The sequence below is a fragment of the Vibrio sp. L85 genome (assembly GCF_963871815.1).
Classification (GTDB): Bacteria; Pseudomonadota; Gammaproteobacteria; order Enterobacterales; family Vibrionaceae; genus Vibrio; species Vibrio harveyi.
The window spans coordinates 1-18,182 of sequence record NZ_CAWMYL010000205.1 but is presented as its reverse complement, the minus strand read 5'-3'; the positions used below and the strand labels follow the sequence as shown (position 1 = coordinate 18,182).

The 18,182-nt window shown below is 43.6% G+C and carries 14 protein-coding genes; 7 read left to right on the top strand and 7 right to left on the bottom strand.

The genetic code is table 11. The features are described from left to right. Positions 1-122: 122 nt before the first annotated feature. Positions 123-374 (bottom strand): hypothetical protein, encoded by a 252-nt coding sequence (locus tag AACR11_RS20960; protein WP_079324432.1) that lies wholly within the window; start codon positions 372-374, stop codon positions 123-125. 107 nt (positions 375-481) lie between these two features. Between AACR11_RS20960 and AACR11_RS20955 the strand changes: the two genes are divergently transcribed. The 3 genes from AACR11_RS20955 to AACR11_RS20945 all read left to right on the top strand — a co-directional run bounded on the left by AACR11_RS20955 (position 482) and on the right by AACR11_RS20945 (position 3,214). Beyond that, the gene (locus AACR11_RS20955; protein WP_079324430.1) at positions 482-1,144 is read left to right on the top strand and encodes a helix-turn-helix domain-containing protein; all 663 of its coding nucleotides are present in this window, start codon (positions 482-484) and stop codon (positions 1,142-1,144) included. Beyond that, positions 1,141-2,142 carry a phage integrase gene (locus AACR11_RS20950; RefSeq protein WP_079324428.1) on the top strand — a complete coding sequence of 334 codons (1,002 nt, stop codon included), beginning with the start codon at positions 1,141-1,143 and terminating at the stop codon, positions 2,140-2,142. Before AACR11_RS20955 ends, AACR11_RS20950 begins: the two co-directional genes overlap by 4 nt. A gap of 565 nt (positions 2,143-2,707) precedes the next feature. Then, positions 2,708-3,214, top strand: a complete 507-nt coding sequence (locus AACR11_RS20945; protein WP_005449220.1) for a hypothetical protein — start codon at positions 2,708-2,710, stop codon at positions 3,212-3,214. Between the two features lie 430 nt (positions 3,215-3,644). On the opposite strand, the gene AACR11_RS20940 is transcribed toward AACR11_RS20945, so the two are convergent. The 4 genes from AACR11_RS20940 to chiP form a co-directional block, all read right to left on the bottom strand. Then, on the bottom strand, positions 3,645-4,604 hold the full coding sequence (locus AACR11_RS20940; RefSeq protein WP_005449221.1) for an OmpA family protein: 960 nt from the start codon (positions 4,602-4,604) through the stop codon (positions 3,645-3,647). Between the two features lie 604 nt (positions 4,605-5,208). After that, positions 5,209-6,636 (bottom strand): glutamate--tRNA ligase, encoded by a 1,428-nt coding sequence (gene gltX / locus AACR11_RS20935; protein ID WP_005449225.1) that lies wholly within the window; start codon positions 6,634-6,636, stop codon positions 5,209-5,211. A 237-nt stretch (positions 6,637-6,873) separates the two neighbouring features. Next, positions 6,874-7,470: a YccT family protein gene (locus AACR11_RS20930; RefSeq protein ID WP_009696827.1), complete on the bottom strand. Its 597-nt coding sequence runs from the start codon at positions 7,468-7,470 to the stop codon at positions 6,874-6,876. A gap of 123 nt (positions 7,471-7,593) precedes the next feature. Continuing rightward, entirely contained in the window at positions 7,594-8,718 is a 1,125-nt protein-coding gene (gene chiP, locus AACR11_RS20925) for a chitoporin (protein WP_005449228.1), read from the bottom strand. A 473-nt stretch (positions 8,719-9,191) separates the two neighbouring features. On the opposite strand from chiP, the gene AACR11_RS20920 reads away from it, so the two are divergent. Together AACR11_RS20920 and AACR11_RS20915 are read left to right on the top strand one after the other, a co-directional pair. After that, positions 9,192-11,888, top strand: coding sequence for a heavy metal translocating P-type ATPase (locus AACR11_RS20920; RefSeq protein WP_029789161.1), 2,697 nt, complete (start codon positions 9,192-9,194; stop codon positions 11,886-11,888). A 24-nt stretch (positions 11,889-11,912) separates the two neighbouring features. Continuing rightward, the gene (locus AACR11_RS20915; RefSeq protein ID WP_005449230.1) at positions 11,913-12,362 is read left to right on the top strand and encodes a DUF411 domain-containing protein; all 450 of its coding nucleotides are present in this window, start codon (positions 11,913-11,915) and stop codon (positions 12,360-12,362) included. A gap of 67 nt (positions 12,363-12,429) precedes the next feature. Here AACR11_RS20915 and AACR11_RS20910 read toward each other — a convergent pair whose 3' ends face one another. Both AACR11_RS20910 and AACR11_RS20905 read right to left on the bottom strand, forming a co-directional pair. Further along, positions 12,430-13,122: an oligogalacturonate-specific porin KdgM family protein gene (locus AACR11_RS20910; RefSeq protein ID WP_005449231.1), complete on the bottom strand. Its 693-nt coding sequence runs from the start codon at positions 13,120-13,122 to the stop codon at positions 12,430-12,432. Positions 13,123-13,572: 450 nt separating this feature from the next. Then, positions 13,573-16,224: a beta-N-acetylhexosaminidase gene (locus AACR11_RS20905; protein WP_005449232.1), complete on the bottom strand. Its 2,652-nt coding sequence runs from the start codon at positions 16,222-16,224 to the stop codon at positions 13,573-13,575. Between the two features lie 458 nt (positions 16,225-16,682). Between AACR11_RS20905 and AACR11_RS20900 the strand changes: the two genes are divergently transcribed. Together AACR11_RS20900 and AACR11_RS20895 are read left to right on the top strand one after the other, a co-directional pair. Then, entirely contained in the window at positions 16,683-17,558 is an 876-nt protein-coding gene (locus AACR11_RS20900; protein WP_005449233.1) for a TraB/GumN family protein, read from the top strand. A gap of 151 nt (positions 17,559-17,709) precedes the next feature. Next, positions 17,710-18,132 carry a hypothetical protein gene (locus tag AACR11_RS20895; protein WP_029789162.1) on the top strand — a complete coding sequence of 141 codons (423 nt, stop codon included), beginning with the start codon at positions 17,710-17,712 and terminating at the stop codon, positions 18,130-18,132. The last annotated feature ends 50 nt before the right edge of the window (positions 18,133-18,182 follow it).

Below are 18,182 nucleotides of genomic sequence, written 5' to 3'. Positions count from 1 at the left end.
ATTGCATGGGTTCATGTGATTCTCAATAACTGAGTGCAACAACTTAGCTTCGGTCGAATGCGACAAGTCGATGTTTATTGAATGAAGTGGTGTTGGAATATCTTTTCGCATGGTGATGACTCCTATATTGCCGCTTTCCAGTCTGTGAATTCTTGAGCCTGCTCGACCGCATATTGCTCCAATGCTTTCATGTTGATTAGCGTGCGCCCTCTTCTCCCCCCATCTCGACGAATAACAGGTAACTTCCCTGTTTGTACCTGACACTTCACAGCATCAACGGTGAACCCAGCCAACTCAGCGTACTTCTCCGGTGTCACAAATGGTGCATATTGTTTGTTTGAGTCTTTTTCTAATGCTTCATAATGTTCTATCATGTTCCAATTAACCTCTTTGCATTAATGAATTTATGAGTTATTACGTTTGATTAAGGTTCATTAAATAGGCATGGAGTGTATCTGTCAATGTTTGATTAAGGTTTATTATGCGCGAATGGTTTCTAAGCAGTGAGCTCTTAGGGCTAAAAGGAATGCCCAACTCTCTAACGGGAATAGGACAAAAAGCCCGTAGGAACAATTGGTTAAGTAGGAAAGCGGCAGGGAATGGAAGAGCCTTGGAGTACCATATCTCCAATTTTCATGATGATGTGTTGGATGCGTTAAATGAGAAGTTTGGCACATTGGGAGATAGCAACGTTTCATCGATTTACCAAACTGCACCTAATGATGATTCAGTATCAATACCGGAATTTAATGTGAACGCAGCTGCGGGCGCAGGAAAACTCATAAGTGGTGAACATCAAACAGGGACGTTTACTGTTTCAACACATTTGATTCGTGACTTAGGTTTGCAGCCGGAACATACTGTTGTTGTATTTTGTTCAGGCTCAAGCATGTTACCAACGATGAATGACAATGACCGAATTCTTGTTGATACAAGAGAGCTCATCGAGCCAGTTAAGGATGGCGTTTATGTTATTCGAGTAGATGATATGGTTTATGTGAAGCGCTTAAAATGGAACATTCTTGCGCAAGGGTACGAAATCATTTCCGATAATCCCGATTATGACTCGTTTTCGATGTTCGGTGAGGACTTGAATAGACTCAAAATTATTGGGCGTGCAGCAATGGTGATGCGTTCACTGTGACCGTAAGAAAAAACGATGACAAATGGCTAGTTGATGTTCGTCCTTCGGGTCGAACAGGTAAGCGATTTCGTAAAAAATTCGAGAAGAAATCTGAAGCGTTGGCTTATGAGAAACATATACTCGCAACTGCTAACCAGAAGGCTTGGTTCGGCACACCAAAAGACAAAAGGCATCTATCTGAGCTCATTACTATTTGGTGGGAAAAAGCAGGTCAGTTCAAACGAACTGCAAAAGCTTATCACAGCAATTTAAAAAGAATCTGCGATGAACTCGGAGATCCAACAGTTGATAAAATCAATGCAAAACTAATTACCAATTGGCAGCTAACTAGAGCTACTGAAAAAAATCAAAAACCAAGCACAATTAGAAGATCAACAAACTGTTTGAGCAATATCTTCACTGAACTGATCGCAACTGGAGACTACACCCAAGAAAACCCTTTGAAGGGTATTAAGCGTCCTATTGAAAAGCGACCAGAGATGACTTACCTCACTGTAAGCCAAATTAACATTCTAAGAGAAGCGATCAAAAGTGATAAGGAGATACTAAACGCTGTCGATATATGCCTTTCTACAGGTTGCCGCTGGCGTGAAATGATAACGCTTAAAGCTGCTAACCTATCTCCTTATAGAATCCGCTTTACTGAAACAAAAACTGACAAGTCGCGAACGGTTCCCATAAGCCAAGAACTGTATGAACGCATCTACCCAAAAGATGGAAACAACAATCTGTTCAGTTGTGACTGGCAACAAAAGTTGAGACGAAAAATCAAACAACTAGGTTTCGATTTACCTAGAGGCCAAAAGGTTCATATCTTGCGCCATACTTTTGCCAGTCACTTCATTATGAACGGCGGTAATATACTCACATTACAAAAAATATTAGGGCATGCTGATATCAAGCAAACAATGGAGTATGCACATTTGGCACCTGATTTTTTACAAGATGCCGTGAAGCTCAATCCGCTATCAGTGTCCACAAAGTGTCCACAAAATTGACTTTTTATCACTTCTCTTCATTTTGACATTGTCTTATCTCATTGTTATTTAAGTAATTAATTATACAAAACTTCTCATCACCTTCATTTTTAATCCCTCCTAAGGGACAGGTCGTAGGTTCGAATCCTACTGGGGGCGCCACATAGATCAACGCCTTAGCTATAACTTTAGCTAAGGCGTTTTTGTTTGTATCCACAAAATGTCCATGCATTGAGGTTGATGTCCCGAATTCTCCCAATAAGCAAACCTTACTCAAGGTAAAACTGAGCCATCCATTCTTTTAAGTCTTCATAACTCATTTCATATTCTTTTTTGAAGGCGATCTTTGCTTGTCAAAACGTTAATAAACGATTGTATGATGACGCCTTGCCTTTATCGACTACTCTTAGCAGACAAACTTTTTGCCGGCTTTGAGGGAGTGCCTAACTCAAGAATTCTGTCTTGATTTAGATGTATCAGAAAAGATTCAATACTCATGCTATTTACAGTTTTGTATTTTATTACTTTAATTATCTATGAGTTTTGCTTACCCTTTTAGCTATTAACAAAACTATTAGTTAGCACTATGTCTAAGAGCAATTTAATTACAAACACTGGACACCGCTTCATCTCGAAGGGCAAAACGGCCTTCAAGATTCATATCCACACACCGGATGACACGGTTTTACACCGCTCCGTAGGTTTCGTTCGCATTGGAGAAAAGAAAGGGCTTAAAAAGGCTATCAAGCTGCGTAACGAGCTTGGACGGGAGATGTGGGGTAAATTTTGGCGTCGTCTGCTGAAAGACCCCTATTTAATGACCAGACTGCCGCATAGCGTCGAACCAAAGATTGTCCATAAGCCTAACCCTACCCTAGAGGATCCTGATAATAGAGACACCTGCTACATTGCGAAATGGCGTGAGTTTAACGATGCTGGCGAGTACAAATATAAAACGGTCGTGCGCTCTATTAACAAGTACGGCAAACTGGCCGCCTATATGCAAACAAAGAAAGCGTTGCTGGATGCACACAAAGATAACCTGGAAATCCTGACGTTTATGGGGCGTCTCAACAGCATTGACCTCAAGTGACCTTTATTCCTTCCTTTCATTGAGTGTTCTTCGCTGATAAACAGATATACCCAAGTAACCTCGAGATGCAGGGTTCAGCGAGAATGACTTGTTTTGTAGACGCGGCGACGATTTAAAGGTCTAGTGGACCTAAATCAAGAATCGACAACAAAGTATACAAGCCAAGGTTCTTGCTATTTGCAAAGAGTACCCTTTGGGAGTGTGTCATTGACTCGCGTTTTTATTAAACTAATGGCTGCGTCAAACAACTTGGAATGAGCAGGTACGCTACGTTGTTTTCCTTGCTTGCTTTAGGTAAATAGGGAATCAATGACAACGCTCTGAATCCGGAATCTTAAAGTCACTTGGGTATATAAAAAAACCCCAAAAGAGCGAACTCTTTGGGGCTTTTCGTATCTAGCTTTCTAACGGTTAGTGTTAGATTTCGCGATTATTGTTGAACTTGGTATTCAAACTCAGGAACAACGATTTCTACGCGACGGTTTTGCTCACGACCTTCACGAGTGTCGTTTGAAGCGATAGGGTTGTTTTCACCTTCACCACGAGCGTGAATGCGAGAAGCATCGATACCTTTCTCTACAAGAGCATTTGCTACAGATTCAGCACGCTTCTCAGAAACTTTTAGGTTGTATGCCGCTGGACCAGAAGTATCTGTGTAGCCAATTACATCAACGTTTGCTTGTGGGTACTCGTTTAGGAACGCTACTAGGTCGTCTAGTTTTGCTGCGCTCGCAGGTTTAAGCGTTGTGCTGTTTAGCGCAAAGCTACCTGTACCGATTGTTTGAGTTTCGAAAGTTTTCGTTACAACAACTGGTGCAACAACTTCTTCTACTACTACTTCTTCAACTACTGGCTCTTCTTCAACAACCACTTCGTCTTGACCGCCAAACTTGAATGACACACCTAGAGTTGCTGTGTTACCCATTGCTTTTACTGAATCGTTGTTGATGTCTGTGATTGTTTGGTATTCCGCACGTGCTGTTACGTTTTGGCTAACGTTGAACTCAAGACCAGCCGCACCTAGGTAAGAGTAATCGTCTTTACCGTCGTTCATCATTAGGTATGCGCCACCAACTTTACCGTAAAGAGCGATGTCTTCAGTGATTGGTAGGCTGAATTTAGGAGCAAGAGTGATTGCTTCTACGTGACCGCCGAAAGAAGTTTGGTCAAAATCACCAAGGTTGTCGAAGCCTGCTTCTACTGAGAAGTAGTCATTCATTTCGTAACCAACAAAAGCACCTAGAGTAGAGCCATCTTTGTCACAAGCTTGACCAGCTACACAAGCGTCTTCCATCCAAGACTTACCCATCTTACCGCCCACGTACACTTCTGCGTGTGCTGCTGAAGCCATAAGTAAAGAAGCTGAAATTACCGCTGCTAGTTTTTTCATTATTGATTCCTCTAAAAGAAGTTCTCTTGTTCGTAACGAAATGCGCCGCCTGACTGACGTTGTATTTCAATTCTTTTATTCAAATCCTTTGATTTTGATACCGAAGTAACTTCCGCAATTTTGCATAAAAGTTACTTGGGTATGGATCCTGACCAGTGATGCATATTGCTGCTTCACTGACGGCGAGCACTATAACTCCAAGAAATCCCAAGACAAATCCCAAAACTGTCAATTTAATGTCATCGAAAAGCATGACTTTATGTGATCTAGAGCACTCAAATACGAGTGATAGCAATAACGCAAACGTTTGCGTGATATTTCAAAATAAAATAAGTAAAGCAAATTAACTTCTCATTAATGAGACGATATTTAAGGAACTTTATGGATTTTGGTGCTAAGTCAGAGAGATATTTTGTATTAAAAGGTCAAAAAAACATTCGTCGAGGATATATTTGGATAAGTAAAACTTATTAACCTTTCGAACTATTGTTGGGAAAACATACAGATTTCGACGTCATTTATGTTGAGTTAAGATGTTTTCTTAACGTCAGGCACAAAAAAGCCGCGAAATATATCGCGGCTTTCTGATTATTTATTCAAGTAATTATGCGTTTGCTTCGCGCTCAGCGATGAACTCAAGAGCCATTTTGATGCGTGCAACACAACGCTCTTTGCCAATCAGTTCCATTACTGCGTCTACAGAAGGAGACTGACCGCCACCTGTTACTGCAACACGCAGTGGCATACCGATTTTGCCCATGCCGATTTCTAGCTCTTCGCACACAGCTGCGATAACACCATCTTTGATGTTCGCTGTCGTCCACTCAGTCAGTGCTTCAGCTTTCGCTAGAGCAAGCTCTAGAGGCTCTTTAGCTACGCCGCGTAGATGCTTCTTCGCTGCGCCCGCTTCAAACTCAGAGAAATCTTCGTAGAAGTAACGAATCTGCTCAGCTAGCTCAACAAGCGTGTTGCAACGCTCACCAACAAGCTTGATCACTTCCGTGATAGCTGGACCATTAGTTACGTCTAGTTTTTGTTGATCTAGGTGCCATTGTAGGTGCTGTGCAACGTACGCTGGATCTGAGTTTTTGATGTAGTGGTTGTTCAACCATTGCAGTTTGTCAGTGTTGAATGCAGACGCTGACTTAGATACTGCGTTTAGGCTAAATAGGTTGATCATCTCTTCTTGAGTGAAGATTTCTTGATCACCATGAGACCAACCAAGACGCACTAGGTAGTTGTTTAGCGCAGCAGGTAGGTAACCCATATCGCGGTACTGCATTACAGATACTGCACCGTGACGCTTAGACAGTTTCGCGCCGTCATCACCTAGGATCATTGCACAGTGCGCAAATGTTGGTACTGGCGCACCTAGCGCTTCGTAGATGTTGATCTGACGAGGCGTGTTGTTGATGTGGTCTTCACCACGAACAACGTGAGTGATACCCATATCCCAGTCGTCAACCACAACGCAGAAGTTGTACGTTGGAGAGCCGTCAGTACGACGAATGATCAGATCATCCATTTGGTCGTTGCGGATTTCAATGCGACCACGAATTTGGTCATCAAATACTACGCTGCCTTCTTTCGGGTTACGGAAACGGATAACACATGGATCGCCATCTTTTGCCGCTTCGTTTGCCGCTTTGATTTTTGGATGGTTAGCATCGTAGCGAGGCATTTCTTTGTTTGCTTCTTGCTCTGCACGAACTTCGTCTAGCAGTTCTTTAGACGCGTAACATTTGTATGCTTTGTCTTCTTCTAGAAGCTTATCAACCATCTCGTTGTAACGATCAAAACGTTGAGTTTGGAAATAAGGGCCTTCGTTCCACTCAAGACCTAGCCATTCCATGCCTTCTAGGATCGCATCAACCGCTTCCTGAGAGTTACGCTCAAGGTCAGTATCTTCGATACGTAGAACGAATTCACCACCTTGGTTTTTAGCGTATAGCCAAGAGTAAAGTGCAGTACGAGCACCACCAACGTGTAGGTAGCCAGTTGGGCTAGGAGCAAAACGAGTTTTAACCGTCATTTGAGTTCCTTAGGGATAATGAGCAACGAGAAGGCTCTCGTTGTAATGTCAAGGATAAAAGTGGCGACATTTTACCACCGTAAGTCAATACTACAATCCTTCCTTTTGGTTTAACGCCAGAAATAAAAACGGGCAGCCACCGAACACGATGCTGCCCTTTGATTTATCTCTTAAGTACAATTGTTGCTAGATAACTACTATCGCTATAGAAAGCCTATATAAAAGAAGAAAACCAGATTACTTTAGGTTACGCATTGCCCATTGCATGAACTCTTGCTGCTCTTCACGGCTTAGATCGTTGAACGACTCTTTCAATGTTTTTGTTACCGCTGGAGAAGCTGCAATGCTCGCTTTTGTCGTTTGCTTGTTCATTGCTTGGTTGTAGTCAGCGACTTCACGTTCGTAGTCACGGAAACCTTGTAAACCACCTTTGCGAAGTTGAACCATTGAGAACTTAACGTCTTTGCCGTTCGCATCTTTTAGCGTCAGTTTAGGGTCCATTTCAAAAGCCTTGGCTTCTTCAATAGTGCGGAACTTGTTGTATGTCAGCGTAAGCTCAGCATCTTTCGGTGCATCAAATTCAAGTAAAAGCGGCTGTGAATCAAACTTACGACGCTTGCCATCTTCAAACACAATTTGACCAACATTTACAGCAAGTTGGTTTGCACCATCTTCAACTTTGATGCTGTTGTTGTCAGAGATCCACTCAGGGTAGACGAACTCACTGTTGAGAACGCGAGGAACCAATTCCGCTTGCAGAGTCAGTTGAGCAGCAAATGCAGGCGCAGAAAGGATTGCGCAAAGTCCTAATAGTGTGGTTGTTTTTTTCATCATGGTTTTCTCGTTTTATACCAATTTAGATAAGCCACTGAAACTAACAGGCCAGTCATTCCAATGGCTTATGTGAATAAGTATCAAGACAAAAAGGGCGTCTCCGCCCTTTTAGCTGCTTCTTTATTAGAAGTAGTATTCAACACCTACAGAGTATTCGTTGTAGTCACCGTTAGTACCTGATGTCCAGCGAGCTGCATCATCTAGACCATCTAGACCTTCGTTGAAATCGTTCATACGTGCACGAGCGTATAGCACTGCAGATGGGTCAACAAAGTACATGATCTGTGCTGAAACAACATCATCAGACGTGTTAGATAGTGTCTTACCGTCACGTTCTAGATCGAAGTTCGCTGCGTAACCCAGTTTGTACTGCCAGTCACCTGTTGTGTACATCAGACCTGCTGACATTGCATCTTGCTTCTCGTTTACACCGTTGCTTGCGTCAGCTTCCATGTATTTGTATTGAGCGAAGAAAGAGATACCGTTTTCAAACCAACCTTGAACACCTACTAGGTATGTGTTGTTTTCCCAAGTTTGACCTTCAGCTTCAATGTTGCGGTTACCTTCGTAAGCTGCATCCAATTGTAGTGGACCTAACTTGTAGTGAGCCGCGATGCCGCCCCAGTAGTCATCACCCGCACCTAGACCAGCTTTATCACCAGCACCAACTGCTGCGTCGATAGAGAATTTGTCAGCGTACATTGGAGAGTCCCAACGAATAGTATTTGATTGACGGTCTTGGTATTTAGCACCACCGATCGCACCACCCCAGTCGTAAACATCGCCTAGACCTGGGTTCGATGCTGGCCAGTCAACCAACTCGTACATTGGAGTAAGAACACGACCTAGACGAACTTGACCCCAAGAAGCACTTTCAAAACCGACGAATGTGTCACGTTCACCAAGACCTGCACCTTCACCACCGAAGCTTGGGTCTACGTAACCACCTTCGATTTGCCAAATGAACGTTGGCTCAAAGTTAGCGAATTGCTTTTTACCACGGAAGCCGATACGTGATTCGTTGTTTAGCTGCATACCACCAAGGTTATCATCTTGTTTTGCATCACCAGAATCGTAATCGCGGTACGCGGCCTGCATCGCGATAATGCCGTAAACTTCGTAAGAGAAAGAGTCTTTAGTTAGGTACTCTTTCGCTGCATCACTGTTTGCACCATCAGCAAAAGCTGAACCACTGAACATCATGCCTGTGATTGCAGTAGCAAGTAGGCTTTTCTTTAGGTAAGACATTTTAAACCCCTATATTTTTAGTTTTTTCCATTTTCAAATTCGCTAACTAGGACATTGCAGGAACTTGAAACAATGTGTGGACGGGGCAAATATGACAAACTTTTTTCGCAGTAAAAAACTTTCCCAGCGGCAATCTGAGCAAGTTCAAAATGAGAAGATCAAAAAGAATATAAACCCTTAAATAACAGCAACTTATAGTGACAAATAAAAATATAAAAACGTCAAAACCGTTCTAATCAACTTCGTTTTTATATAAAAAGCTCAAAAATCGTGAGCGACTTCACTCAGGTTTTAGGCGTTTTAACGGAACTTTATATTCAGAGAGAAAAAACTTTGAGATAACTCGCAACAATAGGGGCGTAAGGTCGGCTCAACAAAGTGGATTTTGACGAATTTGTTTCGCGTCGAAAAGCTTGACCTTCCCCTTGCAGGAAGGTTTATGCTCTGCACATTACTATTATTGAGGACAAATTATGTATCAGTTTGTTGTACCTATGTCGGGACTCAACTGCATGGGCTGTGCGAGAAAAGTTGAGAAAGCTTTACATGCCAATCACAGTGTTGAGATCATTAATTTGTCCCCGACGATGGTAGAGGTGAAAACCGAATCTTCACTCTCTTCTATTATTGAATCCATCGAATCGCTGGGCTACCACGCCGGTCACCAATATCAATTCCATTTAACGGGTTTGAGCTGTGGTGGCTGCGTGAAAAAGCTCTCTTCTTTATTAGAATCAAATCAAGACGTCATTACATTCCAAGCCTCTACAACACAACTTGACATCACAACCCTACTCTCTCAGCAGCAAGTAATCGATCTCGTTGCGACATTGGGCTATACCGCTAGCATCGAGACTATCGAGGCTAAAGAAGAAGTCACAGAGCAAATAACGCCCGCAATAAAAGAAGCGCATCTCGATCGTAACCAACCCGAATCTGCCAATGTTCAGCTACAGATGCTGATTCAAGGCATGACATGCGCCAGCTGTGTATCTTCGGTAGAGAAAGCACTCACTAATGTCGAAGGCATAGAGAAAGCACAGGTCAATCTTGCAGAGCAGAGCGCGTTAGTATTTGCAAACCAAGATAGTGAAATGCTTCATCAAGCCATCATCGAGTCAGTAAAACAAGCGGGCTATCAAGCAGAAATCCTTCAAGACGCAGCAACGCAACAAGAAAAACAAGCAGCACAGCAACTTGCTCAACAAAAGCGCTTTAAACTTGATGCTATCGCAGGCTTAGTCGTTGGTGCACCATTGATGCTCTGGGGTGTGTTTGGTGGCAACATGGTTATCCAAGATACCAGTGATCAAATGGTTTGGGGTGCGATAGGTATTCTCTGTCTATTATTGCTGGCGACAGCAGGTAAGCACTTCTTTACTAACGCATGGTTAGCAGCCACTCACAAACGTGCCACCATGGACACTTTAGTTGCCCTAGGTACTGGTGCCGCGTGGTTCTATTCAATGCTTGTGGTGATTTTTCCTGATTGGTTCCCACTCGCCTCTCGCCATGTTTACTTTGAAGCAAGTGCGATGATCGTCGGTCTGATTTCTCTTGGTCACTATATAGAAGCAAAAGCAAAGGCAAATACAACACGCTCATTGCAAGCTCTGATTAACCTACAACCTCAGCAAGCCACCGTCATTACTGAAAATGGCGATCAGCAAATTGCGGTTGAGCAAATCACGTTGGGCATGAAGCTACGCATCAAACCGGGTGAGAAAGTGCCCGTTGATGGTATCGTGATTCAGGGGGAATCATACATTGATGAATCTATGCTAACTGGTGAACCCGTACCCGTGTTAAAAGCGCAAGAGGCTCAAGTCTCTGCGGGCACACTAAATACCGATGGCGCTCTGATTATTGAAGCCACCGGCATCGGTGCAAATACCATGCTAGCGCGTATTATCCGTATGGTGCGCACCGCACAAAGCAGTAAGCCAGCAATTGCCAAATTAGCGGATCAAATTTCTTCTGTATTCGTCCCTGTGGTTGTCGGTATCGCAATCCTTGCTGCTTTGGTTTGGTTTGCAGTAGGTCCAGAACCTAAAGCCAGCTACATGCTTGTGGTAACGACGACTGTACTGATTATTGCCTGTCCTTGTGCGCTGGGCTTAGCAACACCATTGTCGGTCACCGTAGGCGTGGGCAAAGCCGCAGAACTGGGTATCTTGATCAAAGACGCAGACGCACTGCAATTGGCGAGCAAAGTCGACACCGTCGTATTCGACAAAACCGGTACGTTAACTCAGGGCAAACCCAGTGTGCAGCAAGTATTTACTCACGCCACCAGCCAAGAGCACTTGTTAGCATTAGCATACGCAGCAGAGCGTCAATCTGAGCACCCATTAGCAAAAGCCGTGTGTGATTACGCTAAGGAAAATGCGGCTGAAGATATCGAGTTGGACGCTTTTGAAAACATTCGCGGTCGCGGCATTCTTGCAACTTACCAAGCACAACCACTGTTGATTGGTTCATTGCAGTTTATGCAAACAGAGCAGGTAGATACTTCCGCGATGGATCAAGCCATTCAAGATTGCGCCAACAACGCATGGACACCGGTTGCCATTTCCCTCAACAACGAACTGATTGGTTTAATTGCCATCGCTGATCCAATTAAATCTGATGCCAAACAAGCAGTCACTGCACTAAAATTACAGGGTATCAACACAGTGATGCTCACTGGTGATAATCAACACGTAGCGACAGCCATCGGCAACGAATTAGGCATTGATGAAGTCATTGCTCAGGTGATGCCAGATGAGAAAGCGCAACATATAAAACAACTACAATCACAAGGACAAACCGTCGCCATGATTGGTGATGGTATTAATGACGCACCCGCTCTCGCCCTCGCCGATCTCGGCGTTGCAATGGGCAGCGGCAGTGATGTGGCGATCGAAAGTTCACAAATGACGATTCTTAATACATCACCAATGGCAATTGTTCATGCCATCGAACTGTCTCGTGCAACATTGAAGAACATGAAACAAAACCTGTTTGGTGCCTTTGTTTATAACTCGTTGGGTATTCCAATCGCCGCTGGCGTACTCTACCCAGCATTCGGATTCCTACTCAGTCCTGTTGTTGCTGGCGCAGCAATGGCACTGTCTTCAATCACAGTCGTGAGTAATGCAAATCGACTACGACTGTTTACCATTAAGTAAGCGACACTTCTTATAGAGGATATTATGAAGTTGAAACTATTGACCTTTACAATGCTTGCTGTCACATCGGCGAACGTATTAGCCGCTGATGTCATCAACCACAAATCGCCATACTGTGGCTGCTGTGGAGAATGGACGAAACACATGGAAGAGAACGGCTTTACCGTCGAAGAAAAGCTACACGATGACATGAACGCGGTTAAACGCGACTTGGGCATCAAGAATGAACAGCTTTACTCGTGCCACACCGCAGAAATTAATGGCTACGTATTTGAAGGTCATATTCCTGCTGACGACATTAAAGCCTTTTTAGAAAACCCACCTCGCAACGCAAAAGGCCTTGCGGTACCCGGCATGCCTATGGGATCACCGGGTATGGAGTATGGCGATAAAAAAGACAGTTACGCCGTCTACGCCTACAACGACAAAGGTCAGGTTTACGAATACCGCTTCCACAAAGGCAACGACCAGTAAAAACAAAGCCCAGCGAGACATACCGCTGGGCTTTTTCTTAATGGACAGTTAAGACAAAACTCTTTAATTAGAAGCCGTAAGACGCACCAAATACGAATGCGTTGTTCACTAGGCTATCACCCGCCGCATTTTCCGCACCGTGTGCTTGGCTACGGAACTCGAAGTAAGGCTGAACGCCCTTACGAGTCCATGTTGCACGTAGCTCGTGGTCCATCGTTTCTGCTTCAATCATGTAAACGTTGTTGTAGCTCAAAGTCACATCTTCGTTCATTACGTAACCAATGCGGTTATCCATACGGTAGTCTGTTTTCGCGTCTGCAGACGTTGCATCGATGTGCGCGCGAGTACGGTTGCTCAATGAGATGCCGTTATCAAAGTTGTAGCCGATCTTTACAAGTGGACGGTACTGGATGCTCTCACCCGCAGAGAATAGGTGTTGGTAGCCCGCAGCAACCCATAGATGATCAGTGATGTTGAAAGATTGCTCACCACCTACAGTGATGGCTGGCGTTGTGTTGCCTGCGCCGCCATTTTCAGTTTCTAGTTTGCCTAGCTGAATACCATCAAACTCAGTGTAAACCGTAAGACCGCCGAATTGGTTATCAAACGTATGACCCGCTTCTAGCGTAGATGTCATGTCTGAACCGTGAATTCGACCGTCATCGTGGAATTGGATGTTACCAGTTACATAAGATGAACCCGCGAAAGCGCTTGAAGCGAAAACAAGAGAAAGTGCACTTAGTGCTAAAACGTTTTTCATAATTACTGCCTTTATTTGTTCACGTTATGCGACGAGTTTTTTGGCTATCACTTGCCTCTCATCACATACTTTGGGATGTGCCTCCCTGGCGACGGCAATACTGCGCAATTTAATTCGCATTGAAAAATAAATCGTTTAAAACAGTGATCAAATTCAAATCGTGATTTTCGAAAATAAAAAAAGTTTATTAAATACAGTGGTTTGATATAAAAACTAAAAATTCGTCAAAAAAATAAAGTGTGAAGTAAGGCATATCTCCCCTTTTATTTGACAGTTAAATACACATCCAGATCACACTATGACAGACACCCTAAATTAGAAACTTAATTATCAATAAAAAATAATTAGACATTGATCACGCTTATTTTCCGAAGAAAAATAAACAAAGCCCCCAACATAAGTTGAGGGCTTTGAGTAAGGAACTATGATTTTAGTGAATACTGAGCGCTATTATTTCACGCTAGTGATACGGCTTACCTTCTCACCTGTCGCAGATACCGAGCGGATGAAGACTTCACCAGTTACATTTGGACGAGCGTTGTCTGCATAAGTCAACCAGTTCTCACCATCCAGAGAGTATTGAAGCGTTACGCCAGGGAACTGAACGTTCATTGCTAGCTTACCATCTTCTACTTTTGCACCTGGTACTGGTAGGCGGTAGTCGATACCTGATTTTTCTAGCTTAGCCAGTTCACGTTGACCAAGTACGTTCGCAAAGCGGTTGTAGTCTTGGTTTAGCGATGCTTTATCAACTAGATTAGAGTTTTGCGAGTACTCAACACCAACTTTGTAGTCGTTTTCCCAGTCAGCACGGTGCCATGCACGCTCAGCAGCAGCGAGGACGCGAGGGAATACCATGTACTCGTATTGCTCGTCGTTACGTACTGTCTCAGACCAAAGTTGTGCAGATAGACCGTAGAAAGGTTTCGCTTCGATTTCACCTTTACCAGTAAAGCCATTGCCATCGCGATCTACAGAAGTTTCTGCGTTTTGAGGCATGTTCTCTGGTGCAAAGCCAAACATCTTACGAGTATCCGTTGCACGTGTTGCCCAGTAGTAACCACGCTCTTTCGGGTCAACTTCGTATGGCATATCCATGTACACGTAATCTGGGTTAGAAACAATCACGTCGTAACCTTTCTTAGACCACTCGTACACTGACGAAGTACCGCCCCAGTAAAGAACGTCCCAGAAGTTTACGCGAGTATTTTCTGTAGCGAACGCTTTTTCGCCGTCACTGTATTTCAAACCATCTTGCCAAGCTTGGAAGTTTGGAATGCCTTTCTCAGCAACAATCTTCGACACTTCTTCCGCGAAGTGGCTTGGTAGGTGAGCAAAGTCACTGACTGTGCCATCTGTGATTAGCGTCTGACATTGTGGAGACTGTGCAAACGGCTTGTCTTGTTTAGACAGGTCAATCGTGCCTTTCCAGCTTACTTTATCTTCTGCGTTAACGTCTTGGAAACCAGCACCTAGCTTGATGTTCTTCGCTTCGTCACCACCGAAGTGCCAAGTTGTTAGTGGAGCGCCAGCTTCTTGGTGCATTGCTGCCACTTCTGAAATCACCTTATCAACAAAGCGAGTTGAAGATTCCATACATGGGTTGATGAAGCTTTGCTTATTGTAGAACTGAACCGTCGTTACGTTTGATGTATCTTGAGGATCCATCAGACGGTATTCGTTCGCTTCAGCTTCTTTACCTTCTTCCATTAGGCGGTCGTAACGAGCTTCCATTGATACTACTGCTGCACGAGCGTGAGCTGGCATATCGATTTCTGGAATCACTTCAATGTTACGTGCTTTCGCGTATTTCAAGATTTCCACGTAGTCTGCTTTGCTGAAGTAGCCAGAGCCAAAGTTGTCTGTCGTTGGACCAGAGCCAAGCTGAGGCAGTAAACAGCTTTTCTCTTGTGTATCGAAACAACGGTTAGCACCCACTTCTGTCAGCTCAGGCAGACCCGGGATTTCTAAACGCCAGCCTTCATCATCGGTTAGGTGAAGGTGAAGTTTGTTCATCTTGTACGCTGCCATTTGGTCTAGCGTTGCAAGGATTGCGTCCTTAGAGTGGAAGTTACGAGCCACATCCACCATCACACCACGGTAATCAAAACGAGGCGCATCTTTAATAGACAGTTGTGGTAGAGAATCAGCATTTTGGCTATCTACCAGGCCAAAGATAGATTGTACTGCGTAGAAAGCGCCTGCTTGGTCGAACGCTTTAATCACAATACCGTCGCCTTTGATGCTCATTTCGTAAGCACCAGATTTTGCTAATTCACCGGTGAAGTCTGCAGGAACAACAGTGATGCTTACAGGAAGATCACCACGAACGTCCACACCTACCACTTCTGCACGATCTTGAATCGCTGCGAACTGAGTCGCATCGAATGCGTCTTTAGGCAGCGCAATACCATCCGCGATATCTACTTTGCCTTTACCCGCTTCAACGTGCATTGGTGTTGGTAGTAACGTGGTTGATACGTCTTGTGTTGCTAGGTCTTCGTTTTTCTCAAAACGAGACACAGCGTTTGCAAATACATTGTTGTCATCTGGTGTACGTTTTAGGTTGTTACCTTCAAGTCCCGTCACAAAAGACGCAACATCTTCAGTATTTAGAGAAGCAATCATCTTAGGTTCTGCGTTTGGAGCAGAAACGAATGCACCTGGCATGAAGTCAGTTTCAAATAGTTGCCAGTATTCACCAACCAATGGAAGAACAACCTCTTCACCGGCAGCGAAGCCGTCAAACTTATCTGTTGGTTCTAGCTTATGTAGGTCACCCGTTACACGAGAGATTTTGAACTGCTCGTTGTCAACATCCAGAATCAGACGAATGCTGTGGAAGTAAATAGCCCAATCTTTTGAGTCAACAGCTTCACCTTGGTTAACAAGCGTCATGTTTACTTTGTTACAAGAAGCCCATTCTGCGCCCATATCTTGGCACGCAAGACCTTCGTTAGCACCATGGTTAGTTAACACTTCATATTGGATATCAAGGTTATCAGCCAGTGAGTTTACAACTTGTTGCTCAGAGCTCTGTAGTGAAGAGCAGCCTGCCAATGTAGCGATAACAGAAGCAGCAATCAGACTATGTTTCAACATCTTACTTTCCCCAAAAAGTCAGTGGTTCAAAACGACATTTATTAAAAATGGTGAGCACCTAAATGCGAGGCGCTTAACAGTTGCATTCAACATACAAGCAGTTATTTCTAAGCGTAAAATTAATAAAACTAAGAAGTGATCTGGCTCAAATTAAGCCAAGCATTCAAAAATATAAACATAATAATTTCAACAAGTTAAACTTGACGTTAAAAGCGGCTAACTTTTTTTGACGAGTTTGTTGCGATCTCAATCACGAATATCGATGGGTTTCGACTGATTTTGTAGGATTCTGATCACTATTGGTTATTAAGTGAACCATTAACAACAAACTCAATTGAAACACTTTCGTGAATTACCTCTCATTTCCTAGCCGTTAAAACTCGTCAATTTTTTAAAAAATGACGATTTTGCCGAACCATGTTATAGATAAAGTGCCTATTGAATTCGAGGAGCAAAATATGTTTCGACTCTTGTCCGTGATGTCATCTCTGATCGTCTTTTTTACTTCTTATTCTGTTCAAGCCGAACCACAACACTGGCTGGCAAAGAAGGGCGAGACGGAATACATGATTATCGGGTCTGTACATGTCGGCGATAAAAGCATGTATCCATTACCAGAAGCTGTGACTCGGTTCCTGACAAACAGTGATGGTTTAATCATCGAAGCAGACATTCGAAATACAGAAGGGGTGACTTACCCGGAAACCTCGCTTCACGCTAGAGATGTTTTAGATAAAACACAGCGCAAACATCTTGCTGAAATAGCCAATGACCTAGGTCTACAAGAAGCACAGTTGCTCAATGCACCGCCATGGTCTGCGGCTTTGACAATCCAGTTAATGTTGGTAAACAAACTTGGTTACGAGTCTGATCAAGGTGTCGACATGCACCTCATTAACTTAGCTGACCAACAAAAAGTACCAGTACTTGCTTTGGAGAATGTGCAATTCCAATTGGACTTAATTGCGGGACAAAAAGATGGCGGTAAAGATTTTTTGCTCTCTTCTATTGAAGAATATGACGGTGGCGACAAACTGGTACAATGCTTAATCGACAGTTGGAAGAGCGGCGATGGTAGCTCACTTGAAGCAGCATCAGCGAGTGAACAATCCAGTGATGAGTTCAATGAAGCCTTTCTCTATTCCCGTAATCGCGACTGGGCTCAGAAACTCGATACAGGTAGTGTACTACCGAAAAAATCCGGTAAATACACCGTGGTGGTAGGCAGCTTACACCTAGTAGGTAAAGACAATGTAATCGAACTATTAGAAAAACGCGGTTTCACTGTCAAACCTCTAGCAAAAACTCACAAAGCAGACTGCGATATTGGATAAAGAAGATAGCTCCATTTGCTGGTATGCTTACATCTACTTATCGTGTTGTATTTGTAGGCAAATGACGCTTACATCACGCTGACAAATACGATCACCTATTGGATACTATCGAGTCAATCCTTAAACAACTTCAAATTTGATAAGAGCCTTTATGACGTTCAAAGCCTCATTATTATGCCTTGCTAGCGCGCTACTATTGCCATCGCTTGCCCATGCAAAATCGTCTTGTACGATTGAAGACTTCCAACCTATTGATATTACGCCGGATACAAAAGGCGGTGTTTTGGATAAAGAAAGTGGACAGTTTCTCATTAACCAAAAGCCTATGATGCGTTGTGCCAACGTCACTTTTTCAACCGCCCATACTCGTAACCGCGTCGCTCATATGATGAACCAGAACTTTGAAGCTACTTACTTTGATGGCAAAACTGGTCAGTCTCATTCCGCTACTTTTGATGAAGATGAGCTAAAAGCTGGGTACATTAAAATCGGTCCAAACCATCCAAAAACGGCTTACGTTTGTTTCACGACGTCCGAAACTCCGATTAAAGACATTAGTTGTGATGTGAAGTAACAGGATTCGGGATTCGGGATTCGGGATTCGGGATTCGGGATTCGGGATTC